The sequence below is a fragment of the Streptomyces sp. AA1529 genome, assembly GCF_000280905.1.
Classification (GTDB): Bacteria; Actinomycetota; Actinomycetes; order Streptomycetales; family Streptomycetaceae; genus Streptomyces.
The window spans coordinates 1-18,975 of record NZ_ALAP01000046.1; the positions used below are offsets into that span (position 1 = coordinate 1).

At 68.4% G+C, this 18,975-nt stretch carries 15 protein-coding genes and 3 pseudogenes; 10 read left to right on the forward strand and 8 right to left on the reverse strand.

Annotation, left to right across the window (positions count from 1 at the left end; all coding sequences use genetic code 11):
- The first annotated feature begins 90 nt into the window (after positions 1-90).
- Positions 91-699 (forward strand): hypothetical protein, encoded by a 609-nt coding sequence (locus tag A949_RS0113905; RefSeq protein WP_063826259.1) that lies wholly within the window; start codon positions 91-93, stop codon positions 697-699.
- On the opposite strand, the gene A949_RS36480 is transcribed toward A949_RS0113905, so the two are convergent.
- From A949_RS36480 to A949_RS0113940, 7 genes and pseudogenes are all read right to left on the reverse strand, one after another.
- A complete protein-coding gene (locus A949_RS36480; protein WP_192817144.1) occupies positions 647-1,105 on the reverse strand; it encodes a hypothetical protein in 459 nt (152 codons plus the stop codon). The genes A949_RS0113905 and A949_RS36480 overlap by 53 nt on opposite strands.
- 1,579 nt (positions 1,106-2,684) lie before the next feature.
- A pseudogene (locus tag A949_RS39750) lies at positions 2,685-2,900 on the reverse strand (zinc finger domain-containing protein); the annotation flags it as partial.
- 70 nt (positions 2,901-2,970) lie between these two features.
- The gene (locus A949_RS0113915; RefSeq protein WP_019356626.1) at positions 2,971-3,534 is read right to left on the reverse strand and encodes an AAA family ATPase; all 564 of its coding nucleotides are present in this window, start codon (positions 3,532-3,534) and stop codon (positions 2,971-2,973) included.
- Positions 3,531-4,331 carry a DUF6042 family protein gene (locus tag A949_RS0113920; RefSeq protein ID WP_019356627.1) on the reverse strand — a complete coding sequence of 267 codons (801 nt, stop codon included), beginning with the start codon at positions 4,329-4,331 and terminating at the stop codon, positions 3,531-3,533. Before A949_RS0113920 ends, A949_RS0113915 begins: the two co-directional genes overlap by 4 nt.
- 364 nt (positions 4,332-4,695) lie before the next feature.
- Positions 4,696-5,031, reverse strand: coding sequence for a hypothetical protein (locus A949_RS0113930; RefSeq protein WP_019356629.1), 336 nt, complete (start codon positions 5,029-5,031; stop codon positions 4,696-4,698).
- Positions 5,032-5,183: 152 nt separating this feature from the next.
- Complete coding sequence (locus A949_RS0113935; RefSeq protein WP_026004628.1) at positions 5,184-6,494, reverse strand: sensor histidine kinase; 1,311 nt, start codon at positions 6,492-6,494, stop codon at positions 5,184-5,186.
- Positions 6,495-6,508: 14 nt separating this feature from the next.
- Entirely contained in the window at positions 6,509-7,177 is a 669-nt protein-coding gene (locus tag A949_RS0113940; RefSeq protein ID WP_026004629.1) for a response regulator transcription factor, read from the reverse strand.
- 1,511 nt (positions 7,178-8,688) lie between these two features.
- On the opposite strand from A949_RS0113940, the gene A949_RS0113945 reads away from it, so the two are divergent.
- From A949_RS0113945 to A949_RS0113980, 9 genes and pseudogenes are all read left to right on the forward strand, one after another.
- The gene (locus A949_RS0113945; RefSeq protein WP_026004630.1) at positions 8,689-10,113 is read left to right on the forward strand and encodes a tryptophanase; all 1,425 of its coding nucleotides are present in this window, start codon (positions 8,689-8,691) and stop codon (positions 10,111-10,113) included.
- Between the two features lie 89 nt (positions 10,114-10,202).
- A complete protein-coding gene (locus A949_RS0113950) occupies positions 10,203-11,246 on the forward strand; it encodes a methyltransferase (RefSeq protein ID WP_019356633.1) in 1,044 nt (347 codons plus the stop codon).
- 58 nt (positions 11,247-11,304) lie between these two features.
- Positions 11,305-14,406, forward strand: a complete 3,102-nt coding sequence (locus A949_RS0113955; protein WP_019356634.1) for an amino acid adenylation domain-containing protein — start codon at positions 11,305-11,307, stop codon at positions 14,404-14,406.
- Positions 14,407-14,447: 41 nt separating this feature from the next.
- Positions 14,448-15,155, forward strand: coding sequence for an alpha/beta fold hydrolase (locus A949_RS0113960; protein WP_019356635.1), 708 nt, complete (start codon positions 14,448-14,450; stop codon positions 15,153-15,155).
- 24 nt (positions 15,156-15,179) lie between these two features.
- The gene (locus tag A949_RS0113965; RefSeq protein ID WP_019356636.1) at positions 15,180-16,244 is read left to right on the forward strand and encodes a methyltransferase; all 1,065 of its coding nucleotides are present in this window, start codon (positions 15,180-15,182) and stop codon (positions 16,242-16,244) included.
- A pseudogene (locus A949_RS33370) lies at positions 16,237-16,877 on the forward strand (transposase); the annotation flags it as partial. The gene A949_RS0113965 and the pseudogene A949_RS33370, both read left to right, overlap by 8 nt.
- Positions 16,851-16,986: pseudogene (locus tag A949_RS38515) on the forward strand (IS701 family transposase); the annotation flags it as partial. The pseudogenes A949_RS33370 and A949_RS38515, both read left to right, overlap by 27 nt.
- A gap of 621 nt (positions 16,987-17,607) precedes the next feature.
- On the forward strand, positions 17,608-18,282 hold the full coding sequence (locus A949_RS33375; RefSeq protein ID WP_019356637.1) for an SMI1/KNR4 family protein: 675 nt from the start codon (positions 17,608-17,610) through the stop codon (positions 18,280-18,282).
- Between the two features lie 50 nt (positions 18,283-18,332).
- Positions 18,333-18,548, forward strand: a complete 216-nt coding sequence (locus A949_RS0113980; RefSeq protein ID WP_019356638.1) for a hypothetical protein — start codon at positions 18,333-18,335, stop codon at positions 18,546-18,548.
- A gap of 154 nt (positions 18,549-18,702) precedes the next feature.
- Here the strand turns inward: A949_RS0113980 and A949_RS33380 are convergent, their stop codons facing one another.
- Positions 18,703-18,960 carry a DUF5988 family protein gene (locus A949_RS33380; RefSeq protein ID WP_019356639.1) on the reverse strand — a complete coding sequence of 86 codons (258 nt, stop codon included), beginning with the start codon at positions 18,958-18,960 and terminating at the stop codon, positions 18,703-18,705.
- Between the last annotated feature and the right edge of the window lie 15 nt (positions 18,961-18,975).

Below are 18,975 nucleotides of genomic sequence, written 5' to 3' on the forward strand. Positions count from 1 at the left end.
GGTTCGCGGTCAAGCTGCTGGGCCGGTCCACTGCAACTCCGGCTTCATAGGCGGGCGTGTACCAGCCGGCACCGTGGCAGAGTCCTCCTCATGCAGATACCCAGATCCGGATACGTTGCTGCGGGCCTCTTCCTGGGCGTCGCTCTGGCCCTGTCCGCCTGTGGCCAGCAGCGTACCGGTCCGACGGTGACCGGTCCCGCCCCGAGCCTCGGTGCCGCCCTCTCCCCCTCGCCCACGCGCTCCCCCATCGGCCCCGCACGGGGCAACGTGGAACCCGACTCCCACGGCGGAGCCCCGCACTACCGCGAGAACAACGGCTTCAAGATCCCCAAGGGCATGTCTCCCGCCAGCGAGGAGATTGCCCGGAGGGAGGCTGATCGCATCGAACCCGTCCTCAAGCGCCTCTGGAAAAACAGAGTATGGGATCCCAAGAGTGTGCGCGCGGCGTTGCTCCGGCTCGGCTACCGCAACGAGGGGCCCGACAGCGAGCAGGGCCGTGGAACGCTCATCGTGCAGGGCATGGGAACACGGCTCGGGCTCACCGACGCTCACCCCGTCAGGCCCGAGGGTGCCCGTGTCGCCCTGCGGGTCCGTCACGACGCCTGCGTCACCGCGTTCACGCAGCCGACCAATTACCTGGTGAAGGTCAACGGCCGGTTCCTGGAGACCGGCTGCTTCGAGCCGCGCAGCGGCCACTGAGCGCCGAGGCTTCCTGGTGTGCCTCGATGGGAACTTCGTGGCAGCTTCGCGAGCTGAGGGCTTTGACCTGCGGCTCGGTCGGCGGGGTCCGTAGCGCCGCGTCCTTCGTGCCGGGCGGCCGGTTCATCTCGTCGAGCGGGTACTCGATCACCCGTCCGGTCGTCCGGTGGATCTCGGCCGTGTGCCGCAGTTCCAGGAACAGGAAGTACGTCGTCTGTCTGGGGGCGTTCGGGGTGGATCGCTCGGCGGGGCCCGCAGCACCTTCTCGAAAGCAGGCGTCGGCGTCGGACGGCTCCATCTCCCACAGTGGCCGACCGAACCAGGATCGCATCTGCTCCAGGTGACCGACGTTCCCGCGGAACGTACCGTCCGTCAGGTCCGCCGAGGCCCGCGCGAGGACGAACAAGCACGTCGGTTTCGAACTGTTCCAGTTCCTCCGCCGAGGTCGGCGGCCGGACATCGCGCAGGTCCCGTAGCCAGCCGGTGCCGGCCGGAGCCCCCTCACCTTCGCCCTGACCGTGAACCGGTGAGAAACAGTAGAATGCTTCAGAAATCCCGAATTGGTGTCAGGGTGTGACGAGGCACTGGGAAGGGGACGGACCTGCTGGCCACGGGGGCGGGGGCTCAGGGGACTCAGGGCAGCTCACGGGGTGTCACACGCTGGGGTCCACGCCGGAGTCGGCATGGGCCCTCGCGTTGTGTCAGGCGCCAGCCCGCTTCGCACGGGCGGTCAGCGCGTCGCGCAGGAGCCGTCGGATGCGCGGGGCCGGGTTGAGGCGGCGGAGACAGAGCTCGGTATGGAGCTGTCCGCCCGTCTCCAGCCGTTCCAGGGCCGCTGTGACCAGGCCGTGGCGGAGGGCGACGCGGACGGGCTCGGCGGGCTCTGCGGGGGCAAGGACGGCCGCTGGGAGCGGATCTGTGCCTGCCCGGCGGGCGCGGGACCTCGATGGAGGAGCCGCACTGGGGCGGCATCAGCGAGGGCTGGCCGATCGCGTGGGTGGGCAGCGCATCTGACGACTGGTGAGCAGCGGTGGGACCGGCGGCGGGATCCTGGGGGGGCACGGCCCGGGGTCCTTCGCTGTCCGGGGCCAGCAGCACAGCTACCAAGCTCTACATGCGCTGGGGTGGGATGCGCGGGGTTCTGAGCCGCGAGCATCCCGCTGGCGTGCGTGTGGGCCCTGGATCTTCGGGGCGCTCCCCGGGCGAGTTACGTTGCAGCGGAGGCGGGATGGGTGGAGGGAAGCGGCTTGCCGGTGGCGTGGGGGTAGTCGATCTCCCTGCTCGTGGACTCGCTGATGTATCCGCGAGGGTTGATGACCGGAACCCGGTCTGCCGGGTCGATCTTGCGCAGGTGGAGGGCGTCCAGTGCTGCCTTCTGCTCGTCGGTGACCGCCCGTCCGCTTCGTCTGGCGCGACAACGATGACCCCGGCGAAGGTCGGATCACGGTTCACCGCACGCATCTCGTCCACGAACCGGGTAGAGCCGCAGATGCAGACGATTTCAGGTCGGTCGGGCACAGCTCGTCGCTTCGGTCGGCGGAAGGTTCGTGGGTGGCACTGCATCAGTGTTGACCGGCCGGTCAGCCGTCGGCTCGTTCCTTCTCGGTCGCATTCGTCCTGCGTGCCATGTCGATCTGCGTGCGGATCATCGTGTCGAACAGGGTCTCCGGGTCGCCGTCGGGGCCGGCGCTCGTAGCCAGCAGCGAGGCGACTGGGCTGGCGGGGACCGTGACCATGTCGGCTGTCCCCGCCGGGGCGCGGACCTCGATCAGTTCGTGCACGACGTCGTCGATGCGGTCCATGGCCTCCTCGTCCTGGAGGAACGGCCCGAGCCGGTCGGCGAGGAACATGCGGACGGCCGCCACGCCGTCGGCCAAGGCGGTGTCCAGGTTGAAGTCGGCTCGGGCCTTCTCCGGCTCTTTGGGAACGGCCGGGATCGTGTGCGTCCGCTGCTGGGGGATGAGGCCCTCCTCGCGGCACTTCGCGTACGGGATGGGGCCGGCGGCGTCACGGCGTGCACGGTGTTCGTTGGTCGGGCTGCGGCCCGCGGTGCGGCAGGCCCGCCCTGCTGCTGCCTTGCAGGTCGGGCATTCGGCACGGCGCTTCCCCGCGCGCGGGGGGTCCATCTCGGCATCGGAGCGCAGGTGGCGTGGCCACTCGCCGCCCCACGGGGTGCTCTGAGCTCCGTTCTCCACGCCCATGCCCCCTGGGGCCCGGTGGTGTGTGCCGTCTTGCGTGCTGTGAAGCTGACCGTGCCGGCGGTGGTGCCTCTCAGCGGTCGGTCTGGGGAATGCCGTCCAGGCCGCTCCCGGAGAGGATCTGTTGGACCGTGTCTTCCAGGGTGCTGGCCGCGTCGATGACGGTCTCCAGGCCGTCGGGGAGCAGGTCCTTGTCTCGGTACCAGTCGCGTAGGTGGCCCTCGTTGACGTGCGCAAGGTATGCGGTGTCTGGTTTCGTCGTGTGCCGGAGCACCGTCTCCTCGAAGGGCACGTGGAGGTAGTAGCACCGTGTGACGCCCTGGTGGGCGCGGGCCAGGTTCTGGAGCATCGTGCCGTAGCGGTCGGCGTACAGGATGCCTTCGATGACGACGTGGAAGCCGTTGTCGAGGGCGTAGCGGGCGGTGAGGTCGATCAGGCCGATGTTGGCGCCGTCGGGGCGGTCGCGTTCGCGCAGAACGATCCGGCGGAGGTTGTCCTGGGCGACGATCGCGAGGTTGCGGCCGAACTTCTCGCGCAGGCCGGCCGCGACGGAGGATTTTCCCGAGGCGCTGTTGCCGCGGAGCACGATCAGGCGCGTGTCGCTGGTCCCCACGGTACTGTGCGCGGCCTCGGTCACCCGCGGCTGACCTGGATGCGGTTCTCGTGGAAGTGCTCCGCGTCCATGACCGGGCGGAAGCGGCGGTGGGTCTCCAGGCGCTCCGCGTCGGCCGGCTCCTCACCGCGCTGGACACGGGTGTCGCCGGATTTCACGAGTTCCACGAGAGCGAGCCGGACGTCGTCGACGTCCTGGCCCGTGGCTGCCGCCGGCCGGTCCAGAGAGGTGAGGGTCTCTGCCGGTTCACCCAGATCGCTGACCAGGTGGTCGATGAGGGGGTCGAGGAGCGGGCCGGTGCGCATCATCCAGCGGATCTTGTCGAGGCGCTCGGTGAGTTCGGGGTTCAGGGGCAGCAGGTCGCCGGGCAGAGGCAGCACGGCGGGCTTGGACCATCGGGTGCCTTCCGGAGTCTCTTCACGGCCGGCCAGGCCCCACGTCAGGTAGAGCTCGGACAGGTCCCGCACGGTGGCGGGCACCGGGAAGTCGGCTGTCGTCAGCAGGGCGCCGGACTGCTCCCACCGGGTCGCCTCGCATGCCTCGCGGCCCTCCGGCACGGCCTCGTAGTTCCATTCCTCATCCGGCCAGGAGAAGGTGAGCGCGCCGTCGAGGTCGCCGCCGATCATGTCCCAGTGCCCGTCGAAGATCTCTTGCAGAAGGTCGTCCGGGGAACCGGTGAAACCGGGCTGGCACGCCGTCCCCATCAGCATGGTCAGCGGGAAGCCCTGACGGGGCAGGACGTGCTCCCAGCCCGACGCCCACCAGTCGTTGTGCATCGCCATGTCACGGCGCGGTCCGGGCACGGGCGGGTTGTCAGTCATCCGGTGAACACCTCCTCGAAAAGGCAGGCCAAACGCATGCACCGTACGCACCGCGCGTGCGCTGGTTCAGATGCCGCCGGTCTCCAGCGCGTACAGCCCGTGGGGGACGGTACCGGTCTCAGTGTCCCGGTCGGCCGTGTCGACGCGGGTGAACCCGGCTTTGGCCAGGACGCGGCCGGAAGCGGCATGCTTCGGGGGCAGGCCCGACCGGAGAATCCTGCAGGGTGAGCGCGCCACGTCACTGCGGCGTCCTGGGCGTGGAGGGAGGCGGTCTGCCGGGGAGGCCGGGGTGCCCCGGGGTCCTCATGTGCAGACCCCGGGTGCACCTGTCTCCCTTACCGGAGGTCGACAGCGAAGTGGGGGATCACTTGTCCGGCACTTCTTCGCCGGCGCCGCCCTGGTCGGTGAGGGGCTTGGTCGGCTTCGCGCCGTGGGAGTCCTGCTGCTCCTCCTCGGTCAGCTTCCGGATCTTCATGCCGTCCTCGGTGCGCTGGACGGCGACGCCCCCGGGCATGTCTCCGTGCCCGGAGCCGGCCTTGCTCTTGCCTGCGGGAGCGAAACCGTCGGACTGCTCGGCCGGCTGGGCACTGCCGGTGCCGTCCCCGCCCGAGAACGCAGCCGCGGTGGTGACCGCTCCGGCCGACAGGCCGAGAGCCACAACCGCTGCCGCAGCAGCGCCGATAACCCGGTTCTTGCGCATGGAATCCTCCTGATGGAAATGAGCGGACGAACGTGTGGTTCGACCTGCGGTGAGAGAACCGGCGCGGTACCGCGCCGTTCTCACACATGTGATTCCATCCCGCCGGGGTGTTCGGCGCGGTAAACAGGTGCGGGCCGCTGCTTCCCGCTTCTTTACCCGTTCGGCACACGTGCCGGGGGGCGCTTCGAAGAGAACCGATCCGGGCCCGGCGTCAGGGGGAAGCGGACCGTGACCCTGAGGCCGCCCGCAGGGCCCGGTTCGGCCTGCGGATCGGTGCCGTGCGCGCGGGCGATGGAGCGGACGATGGACAGTCCGAGGCCGTGCCCCGAGGTGCTGGTGCGGTCCCGTTCGAGACGGCGGAAGGGCTCGAAGAGGTCCTCGATGCGTTCGGGGTCGAGGGGTGGTCCGGTGTTGGTGACGGTGAGCGTCCTGCCGTGCAGCGTCACCTCCACCCGGCCCTCGGGCCGGTTGTAGCGGAGCGCGTTGCTCACCAGGTTGGAGACGAGATGGCGGAGCAGGACCGGGTCGCCGGTCACCCGCTGGGGGGCGTCGGACTCGGTGTGCAGCGCGATGCCCTTCTCCTTCGCGACGTGTCTCAGGCCGGAGATGGCCGTGTCGGTCTCCTGGGCCAGGTCCACTTCCTGGGTCCGTTCCAGTCCGCGGTCGCTGCGGGCCAGCAGGAGCAGGGAAGCGATGAGCCGCTCGGCCTCGCGGTTGGCGCTCAGGAGGTCCTCGCGGGTCTCGGCGAGGTCGTCGGTGAGCGGACCAGCGAGTCCGACCTCGATGCCGGCACGCTGGACCGCCAACGGAGTGCGCAACTCGTGGGACGCGTTGGCCACGAAGCGGCGCTGGCTGTCGAAGGAGCGCTGCAGGCGGTCGGTCATGAAGTCGAAGGCGTCGGCCAGGCGGTGCAGCTCGTCGTCCGGGCCCTTCAGGGCGAGCCGTCGGTCGAGGCTGTGCTCAGTCATCCGCAGTGCGGTCTCGGTGACCACGGAGACAGGACGCAGCGCCCGGCCTGCCAGCCATCTGCCCGTCAGTGCCGCGAGGACGGTCATCAGGACCAGGCCGATGACCGACCAGAACAGCATCTGCTCAAGTGCCGTGACCTGCACGCTGTGCGCGGTCTGTTTGACCAGGGCGATGGCTTCGCTCTGTGTGCCGTCCACCGCACCGGGCCGGGTGTGTCCGTCATGGGGCTGTGCCGGGGGCGTCGCTCCTTCGGGGTTTGCAGTCTCCCACTGTGCGGGCGGTGATGCCGTGCCGTGAGGAGAGGCCGGGGTCTTGCTGACGGAGATACCGGCCGTCCTCTGCGCCGTCCCGTGGCGCGCCAGGAGGACGACGAAGGCCAGCAGGGAGGTGCCGGCCAGCAGGAAGAGGCCGGCGAACGCCAGAGTCAGCCGGGTGCGGAAGGGAATACGGGAGAGCGTCATCCGGCGGCGGAGAAGCAGAAAGAGCCGTGGCATGCGGCGGGTGACGTTCACGGGCACGGGGTGAGGCGGTAGCCCCGCCCGGCATCGGCGGTGATCGTGCCGGGCCCGCCGAGCTTTCGGCGCAGTCTGCTGACGATGGCGCGGACAGCGCTGGTACGGGGATCGATGTTCTCGTCCCAGACCGTCCGCAGCAGGTCCCGCTGCGAGACGGCTTCACCGCGGTACTTCAGCAGCACATGCAGGACCTCGAACTCCTTGGGCGTCAGGTCGAGGGGAGCGCCGTGGGCGAACACCTCACGGCGCGCCGGGTCCAGCCGGACACCGGCGTAGCGCAGCGCGGTGGCCGGCGGCTGGGAGGCGCGGCGGTAGAGGGTCCTGATGCGGGCGGTGAGTTCGGCGAAGTCGAAGGGTTTGGCCAGGTAGTCATCGGCACCCAGTTCCGTCAGGCCGTAGACCTTCTCCTCGGTACCGCCGGCCGCGGTCAGCATGAGGATCCGGGGGCGTTGTCTCAGACCATTCAGGCGCCGGCAGACCTCATCACCCGTGAGGACCGGCAGATCGCGGTCCAGGACGAGCACGTCGTAGTCGGTCAGCAGACACATCCGCTCGGCCTCACCACCGCAGGCCGTGACATCGACGGCCATCGACTCCCGGCGAAGCCCCCTGGCGATCGTACGGGCCAGCACACGGTGATCTTCAGCTACCAGAACCCTCATGACACCCCATGAAAACAACCCCGCAGTGACAACCACATAAAACTCTTAGAGTTTGTTTCACGTGACGTCATATGTATGCGGCATGATGCTGCGTCAGGCTCGTCCACGTACGTCGTCGAGGGGCGAGCGGGAGGGACCCCGCCGACTCGCCCGCATCCGGGCCAAGCAAATACTCCCTTTGCACCCCGTCGGAGGCGGTGCCCGTCTTGAGGAAGCCGGTGCCGTCCACGATCAGGACCCCGCCCGGGTCGCCGAGGCGCTCGGCGACGTGGTGCTGGACAGGGCCACCAGAGTCGATCCACCTCCTGTGTCAGGAGCTCTGAGCCTCCCCTCGCGAACTCACGAGTAGACGGCGGATTCACACGCCAACGAGTCCTTTCGCGGTCTGCCGCGCGGACACTCGGGCATGCGAGGAGGGACACCACGCCGGGAGCCCGGCCCGGAGCTGCACTCCGCAACGCACTCGTGGCACCCAGAGGTGAGCAGTACATGCGCGGCCAGATGCCGGAATCGTGACCCCGAACAGGCTTGCTTCAGCTGCGGATGAGGCGAGTTGAGGAACGGACATCGCACCGTACGGGTTTCCTGCGGGGCTTCCACAAGGGTGCAACCGTTCAACGCATTCACGCACCTGGGGGTAGAACCCTCTTCCATTCCGGCAGTGCACCCGTTGTCCTGGAAATGCGCATCGTCACCGATGCTCGGCGCTCGATGGGAGGAGGAAAAGACATCGGCACATTTTCATTGGGCAGCTCGTTGCCACTGCTGGAAACAGGTCGTCGGCCCGGCGTGCTGCGCACGCTGCCCACCGCTCATCTGCCCCACCCGGCCGGTGGGATTCGCGGGTCCTCCGGTTGCCGCCGGCGGGCACCTGGGACCCGATCTGGGCGTGACAGAGCTGCCCCCCGCACTGCACCAGGGGCACGAAGTGTCCCACTCGCCCCCGCGACACGTCGGCGTTCGCCACCAGTCACCGGCGAATGGGCACAGACCCGATCGCTGGGGTCCCGGAGAGGTCGCCTGTGTCAGGAAGTCCGCCTGGCTGCCCCTCCCATGACGCGTCAGCGCACAACCGGGGCGGTGAATCTCCCACCTCGACCGCTCTGTCACCCACCGACGCGCGGCCGAGGCCACCTGACGGGTCGGCTCGTGCCGTGGTGGCGGCGATCACGAGGCGGGCACCGACCCGGTGCACCGAAATAACCCATGCCCGTCCTGAGCGGCATCTCCAGCAGGGTCGTAGTCGCCAGACGAGCGAAGGAGCTCATGACCTTGTCCACCAGTGTCTCTTCCAGGGGGCCAGCCATGCAGTTTCTCTTTGATCTGAAACCGCCCTGTCGTCCTCCGTTGGTGCGTTGGGGGGTTTCCGACGCGCTCAGCGTTTTCGTGAAGGACAAAACAGTGTTGCCCTGCAATAAGGATTTCCCGGTGAGTGTGCCGGCTGCGGTGCAGCAGAATCTTCCACGTCGAAAGGCCGCCTTTTCATGAGCGCATCAGGTTCGTCAGAGTCCATGGAGCCCCGGGCAGGAGTGCGGCATCCCGCGGAACCGTGGCGGATCAAAAGCATCGAGCCGCTTCGTCTGACAAGTCCCGAGGAGCGCACTGCAGCTCTGGTGACGGCGGGCTACAACGTGGGGCTGCTGCCGGCCGAGTTGGTGTACATCGACCTCTATACCGACTCGGGGACCAGCGCGATGTCGGACCGGCAGTGGGCGGCGGTGATGCTCGGCGACGAATCATATGCGGGCTCACGGAGTTTCTACCGCTTCGAGGCGGCGGTGCACGACTACTACGGCTACGAGGAGGTCATCCCCACGCACCAGGGGCGGGCGGCGGAGCACATCCTCTCGCGCTGTCTGATCCGGCCGGGACATCACATCCCGGGGAACATGTACTTCACCACCACGCGCGAGCATCAGGAGCTCAACGGCGGGATCTTCCACGACGTCATCGTGGACGAGGCCCATGACCCGGCAGCGGACCTGCCGTTCAAGGGAAACGTCGATGTCGCCAAGCTGCAGCAGCTCATCGACAAGGTCGGGGCCGAGCAGATCCCCTATGTCTCCCTGGCCGCGACGGTCAACATGGCCGGTGGCCAGCCCATCAGCCTGGCCAATCTCGCCGAGGTCCGCGAGCTGACGCACCGGCACGGCATCCCGGTGATCCTGGACGCCGCCCGCGCGGTGGAAAACGCCTGGTTCATCAAGCAGCGCGAACCCGGCTGCGGCGGACGGACGGTGGCCGAGATCCTGCGGTCGATCTGCGCGCTGACCGATGGCGCCACGATGTCGGCGAAGAAGGACAGTTTCGCCAACATCGGAGGTTGGCTCGCCGTACGCGACCCCCGCCTCGCCGAGAAGGCACGCAACCTGGTCGTCGTCTACGAGGGCCTGCACACCTACGGCGGGATGGCGGGCCGTGATCTGGAGGCCCTGGCGCAGGGGATCGAGGAGTCGGTACAGGAAGACAGCATCCGCACGCGCGTTGAGCAGGTGGCCTACCTGGCGGACCGCATATCGGGAGCCGGGGTGCCGATCGTGCAGCCGGTCGGCGGGCACGCGGTGTGTCTGAACGCGACCGACTTCCTGTCGTGTGTGCCGCGCGAGCAGTTCCCCGCCCAGACGTTGACCTGCGCGCTCTATCTTGACGCCGGGGTCCGCTCCACCGAGCGGGGCGCGGTGTCGGCCGGCCGCGATCCGGTCACCGGCGAGAACCGGTACCCGCCACTGGAACTGGTCCGGCTCACCATTCCGCGCCGTGCCTACACGCAAGGCCACATGGATGTGGTGGCCGACAGCGTGATCCGGCTGTACGAGAGGCGCGAGACGCTGCGCTCGGGAGTGGAGTTCACCCACGAGCCATCGACCCTGCGGTTCTTCCAATCCCGGTTCCAGCCGCTGTCGGAAGAGCCGCTGTTCGGCCCGGTCACCCGGTAGGAACGGAACCTTGCGGCCCCCATCGAGATCACGTATTTCCCCTCCAGCCTGCCGCGGCGGTAGGCAAACGGCCTGTGAAGGAGTGCACCATGCCTGAACTGTCCCCCCTCGCCCCATCGCTGCCGCCCACGGAACTGATGCAGCTCGCCACGGGGTTCTGGAGTTTCAAGACCTACGCGGGCGCCATCGAGATCGGGCTGTTCGACCTGTTGGCCGACGGGCGTGCATTGACGGTGGAGGAGGTGTCGGCCGAGCTGGAGATCGCTCACCGTCCGGCCGACCTGCTCCTGGCCGGCTGCGCTTCGCTGGGCCTGCTGGACAAGTCCGGTGCCCGATACCGCAATTCAGTGCTGGCGGAGGAGTTCCTGGTCGAGGGACGGCCGTACTACTTCGGCGGGTTCGTCCGCTACCTGGACTCCCGGGAGTACCCGGCATGGCAGCATATTGTCGAAGCCCTGCGCACCAACCGCCCCACCACCTGGACGCCGGGTACGCAGGATTCCCTTTTCGACACCGAGGACCCCGAGACTCTGCAGTTGTTCTGGGACTGCATGTTTTCCGTCTCCGTCCTCACGGCGCGGACGCTGGCTGGGATCTACGACTTCACCCGGCACACACGGCTGCTGGACGTCGGCGGCGGAGCCGGGGCGTTCCCGATCGAACTGTGCCGCCGTTTCGACCATCTGTCGGCCACCGTCTTCGAGCTGCCCCATGTGTGCGACCTGGCACGCACGAAGGTCACCGAGGCCCTGCTGAACGGCAGGGTCAATGCGGTGGCCGGCGACTTCAACCGCGACCCCGTCCTGCCGGGCGGCTACGACGTCATCATCCTGAGCATGATCCTGCACGACTGGGACGAGGAGAGCGGACGAGCACTGCTGCGCAAGTGCCGGGCCACCCTTCCCGCCAACGGCGCGGTACTGATCTGCGAGTTGCTGCTCAACGACGAGCGCACCGGCCCTCCGGCCGCGGCCCTGATGGGAATGAACATGCTCGTGGAGACCGAAGGCGGCAAGAACTACTCCGCCGCGGAGTACAGCCGCTGGCTGCTGGACGCGGGCTTCGCCCGGGTCGAGGTTCTGCCCGTCGAGGCGGTCGGCGCCAACGGCGTGGTCGTCGGCCACGTCAGCTAACCAGACGCACACGCAGCCCACTGCCCAGCGCCGGCGCCCTTGCCGATTTGGAGGAGCCATGCACCTGCCTGAGCGCCCAGCCGGATACGACCGTGCCCGGCACGGAGTGCACCTGCTCAGGTCGCCCGAAGTGATCGCAGATCCGTCGGTCTACATCGACGCGATCGCCGAGCTCGGCCCGCTGTTCTACGACGAAGTCGGCTCGGTCTGGGTGTGCTCCGGCTATGCCCAGGCGGTCGAGATCCTGCGCGATCACAGCCGCTTCTCCTCCGTACGCGAGTACGACCATGCCGCACTGCGCGAGCGGGGCCTGCACACCTCCGCCGCTCTGAGCGCGATGGTGCACGAGCAGATGCTCTTCCTGGACCCACCGCAGCACAGCGCCGTCCGCTCGACGCTTGCCGGACAGTTCTCCGGCAAGCGGATAAAGAGCCGTGAAAGTGACCTGCGGGCGATCGCCGACCGCGCCCTTGAGGGTTTACCCGCCGAGGGCGTGCTGGACCTGGTCGACGACTTCGCCGCGAAGCTCCCCGCCACTCTGGTGGCCTATCTGCTCGGCATGCCGGGACGAGAGGATGACCTGACCCGGTGGGCCGAAGCCTATGAACGGCTGCTGGGCAACCTGTCCGCCCTGCAGGCGCCCTCAGACCCTCAGGTGGAGCGGGACCTGACCGAGGCTCTCTCCGTGCTCCAGCAGGAGGCACAAGACCGCTTGCGCGCCCCCGGCACGGATGTGATCAGCTCTCTGACAACCCCCCTGGCCGACCGGACGCCGAGCGAAGAAGAGCTGTTCGCCATCGCCGCGAACTGCATCGTCCTCGTCGGCGGCGGCTACCAGACCCTGCCCCACCTCGTCACCTCGGCCCTGCTGGCCCTGCACGACGACCCGGCCTGCCAGCAGAAGCTGCGCGCACAGCCCGAGAGGATCCCGTCGGCCGTCACCGAGATCATGCGGCTCAACGGATCGAGTCAGTACGTCGCGCGCCGGGCCACCGCTGACGTAACGATCCACGGGACGCGGATCGCGACGGGCGACAACGTCCTGGTCCACCTGGCCGCCGCCAACCTGGATCCCCAGACCTTCACCGCGCCCGGGACGCTGGATCTGGACCGGAGTGCCCCCAAGCACCTCGGCTTCGGCACCGGGCGTCACGCCTGTCCGGGCGCGGGCTATGCCGAACGGTTGGCCGGCTTCGCCATTGAAGGTTTTCTGACCAAGTACCCGGCCTACGCCCCGGAGCCCGGGCCGGACGCGCTGTCCTGGGGCCTGCACGGCAACACCCGTTGCCTCGACCACGCACACATCCGTGTCCCCGCGGCCGCACCGGCCAGTGCCGCCGACCCGGCGGCTGAGGTCAACACCGCCGACCACGCAGTCGACGAGCATGCCCGCCTCGATGGCTGTTCATCTTTGCGGCCGCCGAGCGACCCCCCGCCCGCCCACTGCTGGCACGAGGTCTTCGAGCAGCAGGCCCGGCTGACACCCGAGGTGCCGGCGGTGCAGGGGCCGCACGCTGCCGTCACGTACCGCGAACTCGACCAGCGGGCCAACGCCCTGGCCCACCGGCTGCGCCACCTGGGCGCGCAGCCGGGCGCCGTGGTCGCCGTGGTGATGGAGCGATCGGTCGAATTCGCCCTCGCTGTGCTGGCCGTCGCCAAATCCGGCGCCGCATTCCTGCTCGCGGACATAACCTGCCCCCACGAGCGTCTGCGGACCATGCTCACCGACGCCGACGCGTGCCTGGCCATCAGCGACGGCACTGTGCCCGCTTCGATCTTTCCTGCCCCCGTGATCAGCACCGACGCGCCCGATCCCCGGCCGGACGCCCCACTGACGGGCGTCTCGGCGGGCGACAGCGCCTACGTCGTCTTCACCAGCGGCACCACCGGCGCCCCGAAGGGCATCGGGATCAGCTACGAGGCCACGGTAAACCTCTCCCTCGCCCAGCGTGAGATCTTCAAGCTGTGCCCCGGTGATCGGGTCCTGCAGTTCTTGTCCCCGAACTTCGACGGCTGCTTCGCCGACCTCACGCTCGCCCTCCTGTCGGGCGCCACCCTGATCGTCGCTCCGGCCGATCAGCTCACCGTCGGACCACCGCTGGTCAGGTTGCTCACATCCCAGAAGGTCACCACGGTGATCCTCACTCCTTCCGTCTGGTCGGCACTTCCCGATCAGCCCCTGCCCGACCTGCGCATCGCAGCGGCCGCGGGTGAGCGGCTGCCGGCGGCGTGGGTGCGGCGCTGGGCGGCTCCGGGGCGGCGCCTGCTCAACCTGTACGGCCCGGCCGAGACCGCCGTCCTGGCGACCTGGCACGAATGCACCCCGGGTGAGGAGCGGCCGCCCATCGGCCGCCCCGTGGCCAACAAGCAAGTGCACCTCCTGGACGAGGCCCTGCAGCGCGTCGCGCCCGGTCAGGAAGGGGAACTGTGGCTCGGGGGCGTCGGTGTGGGCCGGTACCTCAACCAGCCGGATCTGATGGAAGAACGCTTCATCCGCGACCCGCACACGACCACCGGGCCGTCCAGCCTGCTCTACCGCACCGGTGACATCTGCCGCCAGCGCCCGGACGGCGCACTCGACTACGTCGGCCGGCGAGACCGCCAGGTCAAGATCCGAGGCCAGCGCCTCGAACTCGACGAGGTCGAACGCGTCCTGGAATCCGCCCCCGGCGTTGCCGACTGCCACGTGCACGAGAACGACGGCCGCCTCCATGCCCTGGTCGTGCCCACGGGCACGGACCTCGATGAAGAATCGGTCCGCACCCACCTGGCCGGTCACCTGCACAGCGCCATGCGGCCCCACACGCTCACCGCCGTCGCCGAACTCCCGCGCACGCAGAACGACAAGGCCGACCACTCCACCACGGCTTCTGCCGGATCCGCCTCCCACCACAGCGCCACTGCCGCGCCCCACAGGCGGCACTCCCGTCTGACCTGGCAAGTCGCCCAGCACTTCGCCCAGTCCCTGGACATCCCCCTGCGTCAGGTCCAGGCCGACTCCGACTTCTTCACCAGCGGCGGCGACTCCCTCACCCTGGCGGCCTTCCTCCAGCGCCTGGAATCCCTGACCGATGCCCCCGTGGACACCAGCGCGCTGATCAACGCCCCCACCCCCGAACAGATCGCCTCTCTCCTGCTCGCTGAGGGGACACCCGCATGATCCGGCCGGTCAGGCACACGAGAAGAGGCACGGGCCCCGACATGGTCCTGTTCGTCCACGGAACGATGGACCACAGCGGGAGCTTCCGCCGCATCGCAGACCACCTTCCCGCCTGGAGCGTCGTCGGCTACGACCGCCGCGGCTGGGGGGCCTCCCGCGGGCTCGCGCCCCCTCAGCCCGCACTGGCCGACCACGTCGATGACCTGATCACAGCACTCTCCACGCTGCCCAAACCCATCGTGGCCGGACACAGCTACGGCGCTCTGGTGGCGCTCACCGCGGCGTCGCAGCATCCCGAGCTGGTCAAAGCCGTCGTCGCCTTCGAACCCCCCCTGCCCTGGCTGCCCTGGTGGCCCACGACCGCCCCCTGGGAGCAGCTCATCGACGACGCGTCCCAAGAGGGCCCGGCCGCTACCGCCAAAGCTCTGCAGGAAGCCGTCCTGGGCCACGCCTCCGCAGGACAGAGCGAGGAGGAACTCACCGCGCTCGGCACCGCCCTGATCCGCGAGATGACAGACCCCACGATCAGCCAGCCCTCCTTCGACCCCGGCACGATGACCACGCCCGTCCTCACAGCCTCGGGAACCCGTTCACTCCCCCACCACCAACAGACCGCACTCCACCTCTGCGACCTGATCCCTGCCGCACGCCACGAAGACATCGACGGCGCCGGCCACATCGCGCACGTGACCCACCCCCGGCACTTCGCCGCGCTCGTGGAGCAGGCCATCGCCCCACCCAGCGGCTGACACCGCACCACACAGGAGGACCTCATGCTGCCGAGCACCCTGGAGAAGACCCTGTTCGGCGTGATCGCAACACCGGTCCTGCACCTGGCCGACCGTCACCATGTGTTCACCCACCTTGCGGCCAACGGGCCAAGCCTCGCGGATGACATCGCCACGGAACTCGGCCTCGACGACGACACACTGGAGCGAATGCTGCTGGCTCTGACCGCGTTCGAGATAATCCAGCGCGCGCCCACCGGTCATTACAGCCTCCCGGCGACCATGCGGCCCTTCCTCGACCCCGACGACGAGCAGTACATCGGCGGATTCATCAACCACCTCGTCGAAGAAACAGCGGGCAGGATGCCGCGGCTCGACTCCTATCTCCGCCACGGCAAGGATTCTGTGGACAGCCCCGGTTCCCAGCCGTTCGCTTCCCTCTACCGCAACGACGAGGCCACCCGCGCCTTCCTCAACGCCATGTGGGATCTCAGTTTCGCTCCCTCCAAGGAACTCGCCGCGCTCGCCGGGCTGGCAGACACCGTCCACCTGGTCGACGTCGGCGGCGCCAGCGGCCCGTTCGCGGTCGCGGCGCTGCACACCTCACCCGCGCTCCGAGCAACAGTGTTCGATCTCCCCCAGGTCCAGCCCTACCTCGAAGAAACCCGCACCGCCTACGATCTCGGTGACCGACTCACCTTCAAACCGGGCGACTTCTTCACCGACGACTTCCCCGAAGGTGACTGCATCGCCTTCGGCTACATCCTGTCGGACTGGCCCGACCAAGACTGCCTCCAGCTGCTGCGCAAGGCACACCGTGGCTGTCCAGAGCACGGACGGGTGCTCGTGATGGACAGACTCTTCGACAACTCCCGCCAGGGGCCCCTCGCCACGTCGGCAATGAACCTCACCATGCATCTGGAAACCCAGGGACGACACCGCACAGCCGATGAATTCACCGCACTCCTCAGAGAGGCGGGATTCCCCCACAGCGAGACGCACCGCTCCAGTGGCGACAAACATGTACTCATCGGATACAAGTCCGATCCTGGACGGATGCGTACAACAAATGGTGGAACTGCCGATCATGGAGTGACACCGGATGACTGATGTTGTGAACGGGGCCGACGCCGCTGAGGAGCCCGTGGAGCCGTCGAAGGCGGCGGCCGGGACTGATGCGGTGGATGACCAGCTGGTCGGGATGCTGGTCGACCGGGCCCGCGCCGAGGGGCTGCAGCTGACCGGTGAGGGCGGGCTGCAGCAGCTGACCAAACGGGTCCTGGAGTCCGCACTCGACAGTGGGATGAGCGACCACCTCGGCTACGACAAGCACGACGCGGCCGGGAGGAACGGCGGCAACTCCCGCAACGGGCGCCGGGCGAAGACGGTGACCACCGACGCTGGTCCCTTCAAGGTCAACGTGCCCCGCGTTGTCGAGGGCAGCTTCGAGCCGGCCATTGTCCGCAAGCGGCGGCGTCGTCTGTCCAGGGTGGAAGAGATGGTCCTGTCGCTGTCGGCGAAGGGCCTCACCCACGGTGGAATATCCGCGCACCCGGCCGAAGGCCACGGGGCCAGTGCGTCCGAGCAGACGATCTCGACCGTCACCGCCTCGGTGATCGAGGACATGCCGGATGGCAAAACCGTCCGCTCGACCGGGTCTGTCCGGTGGTCTTCATCGACGCCATCCACGTGAGGATCCGCGACGGTCAGGTCGCCAACCGGCCAATCCACCTCGCCATGGCCGCCCACGCCTGCCTGACCGTCCTGCGGGCCCGCCAACTGGATGCCGGGAAAGCAGAGACGGATTCTCTGCCACTCATCCACCTCAGTCTCGCCGAGATGCGACGGCTGATCACCCGACTCGACCACCGCCGCAAGGCCATCGAGCACCGCAGGTCTTGAGCATTGCTCGACGACCGTCCCCGAACGCGACATCGCGTATGTAGTAGCGCCACGCGTTACGCCTCTGGATCTTCGCAGCACTCAGCACCACCACAGCACACATCAGCTCCGCCCCGCGAAAGAACACGATCCCGCCCGGCGGGAGAGAGGTCACCGGAACCCCACGCCCGATCTCGTACGGCGGGCCGTCCACGGCGATCCCGCGCCCACCCCGGCGGACACCGCCAGGGTCATGTAAATGCTGCGCGCCCACCACCACACACCTCGAGCGCCACCAGGGCCTTCATCTAAGTAGGGACTCGCACATTACCCGAACGGGGATTGTGTGACGGCACGCCGATGTCCGGTGAGCACATCTGGTCGGCGGCCGGGGAAGACGGCGCTCCGGGCCCGGTCGGCAGGGTCCGAGTTCGGGGGTGGTGCCGGCCGGGAGTCGGCACCGATCCGCTCGCGCATGAGGTGGGTGCTGCCGCCGTAGCGAGCGCGCGGACGAGGACCGATCACCGGCCTGCCTCCCGAGATCGGGCACCTTGCCCGGCGTCCGCACGGGCTTCCGTGGAAGGCTTGGAGCATGAGGGATGATCTGCCTTCCAAAGGAGCACAGCAGCCGCCGCCGGCCGCGAAGGAGGAAGAAAAGGCCTGCCGCGTTGCTGCCGCGTGGCAGCGCATCGAAGCCTGGCTGGGTGAGCACGCTCCGGCCTCGCACGCCACGCTCAGACGGGGCGCCTCCGAAGAGCAGCTTGCCGCCCTGGAAAGCGACCTCGACGTGCACCTCCCGGAGCAGCTGCGGGCGCTGTGGCGGCTGAACGAGGGCGTGACCGAGGGAGAAGGATCAGTCTTCATGCTGGACGACTGGGCGCTGATGACCCTGCCCAGGGTGTCCTGGGCCCACCGGCTTCACATGGACCTCCAGAAAGAGCGGGAAGAGGAGGAGGAATACGAACCGGAAGAAGATCTTCACTGGCAGCCCGAGTGGATACCCTTTTGTTCGTTCGCCGTGGACGATGAGACCTACGGGCTGTACCTCGACGGAGCCACGGGTGAGGTACGCAAGTGGTACGAGGGAAACGAGGAACACGACTCGATAGCTGACTCACTTGCCGCCTACCTGGAGAAGATGGCAGACGGCCTGGAACACCCTGCTCCGGCACCAGCCGGTGCAGGGCTGCTGCGGAACAGGACACTGCACTGGGGAGTGCCCACCCTGGACGAAGACGCCGAAGTGTGGAAACCACTGAACGGCTGAACGGATGAAGGACCGCCCGTCCGGGAGTCGCCCTCGGTCGGTCATCACCCATGACATGCTCCACCATGCTGCGGCGCCGTGCGGGCGGCGGGTTTGTCGAGCAGATCCGGCCCGGCCCGATCATCCCCACCGATCGGGAGCAGGGTCAGAAACCCACCGTCGTTGTCATCCACCGGGTGCTCGCGAAGCACTCCGAACACGAGACCTGCCCCGAAGCCGGCGAGCAGGCCCACCCCGGCTTGGCCACCTCGCCGACGGCGAAGTAGCCGAACCTCGCACAGAGGCCGAGGTCCTGACAACACAGTGAGGCGTTTGCGACTTCACGGCAGCTTCGGGGAGCAGGGCCTGGGGCCTCGGGCCCGTGCGGTCCTGGTGCGGGCCCTTGTCCTGGCGACGGGGGTCGGGATCGGCTGAGGGCACTCATTCCGCGATGCAGGTGCTGTAGGTCCAGCGGTAGAGGGGAACCTCGATTCCCGAGGCGGACTTCGTGGTGTGCGCCCACTCGAAGTGCTGGTGGCGTCCGTAGTGGGTCACCACGATCTTCCGGGCGGTGACCGTGGTGCCCACGGTCAGCCGCATGAGGCCGCCGAGCCCGTGCGGAGCGCCGTCGAGGTAGACCAGACAGTGATGAGCGTGGTCCTGGGAGAGGTCGGTCGAAGGCTCGGCGAAGACGGACATCGGGGCTCTCCTATC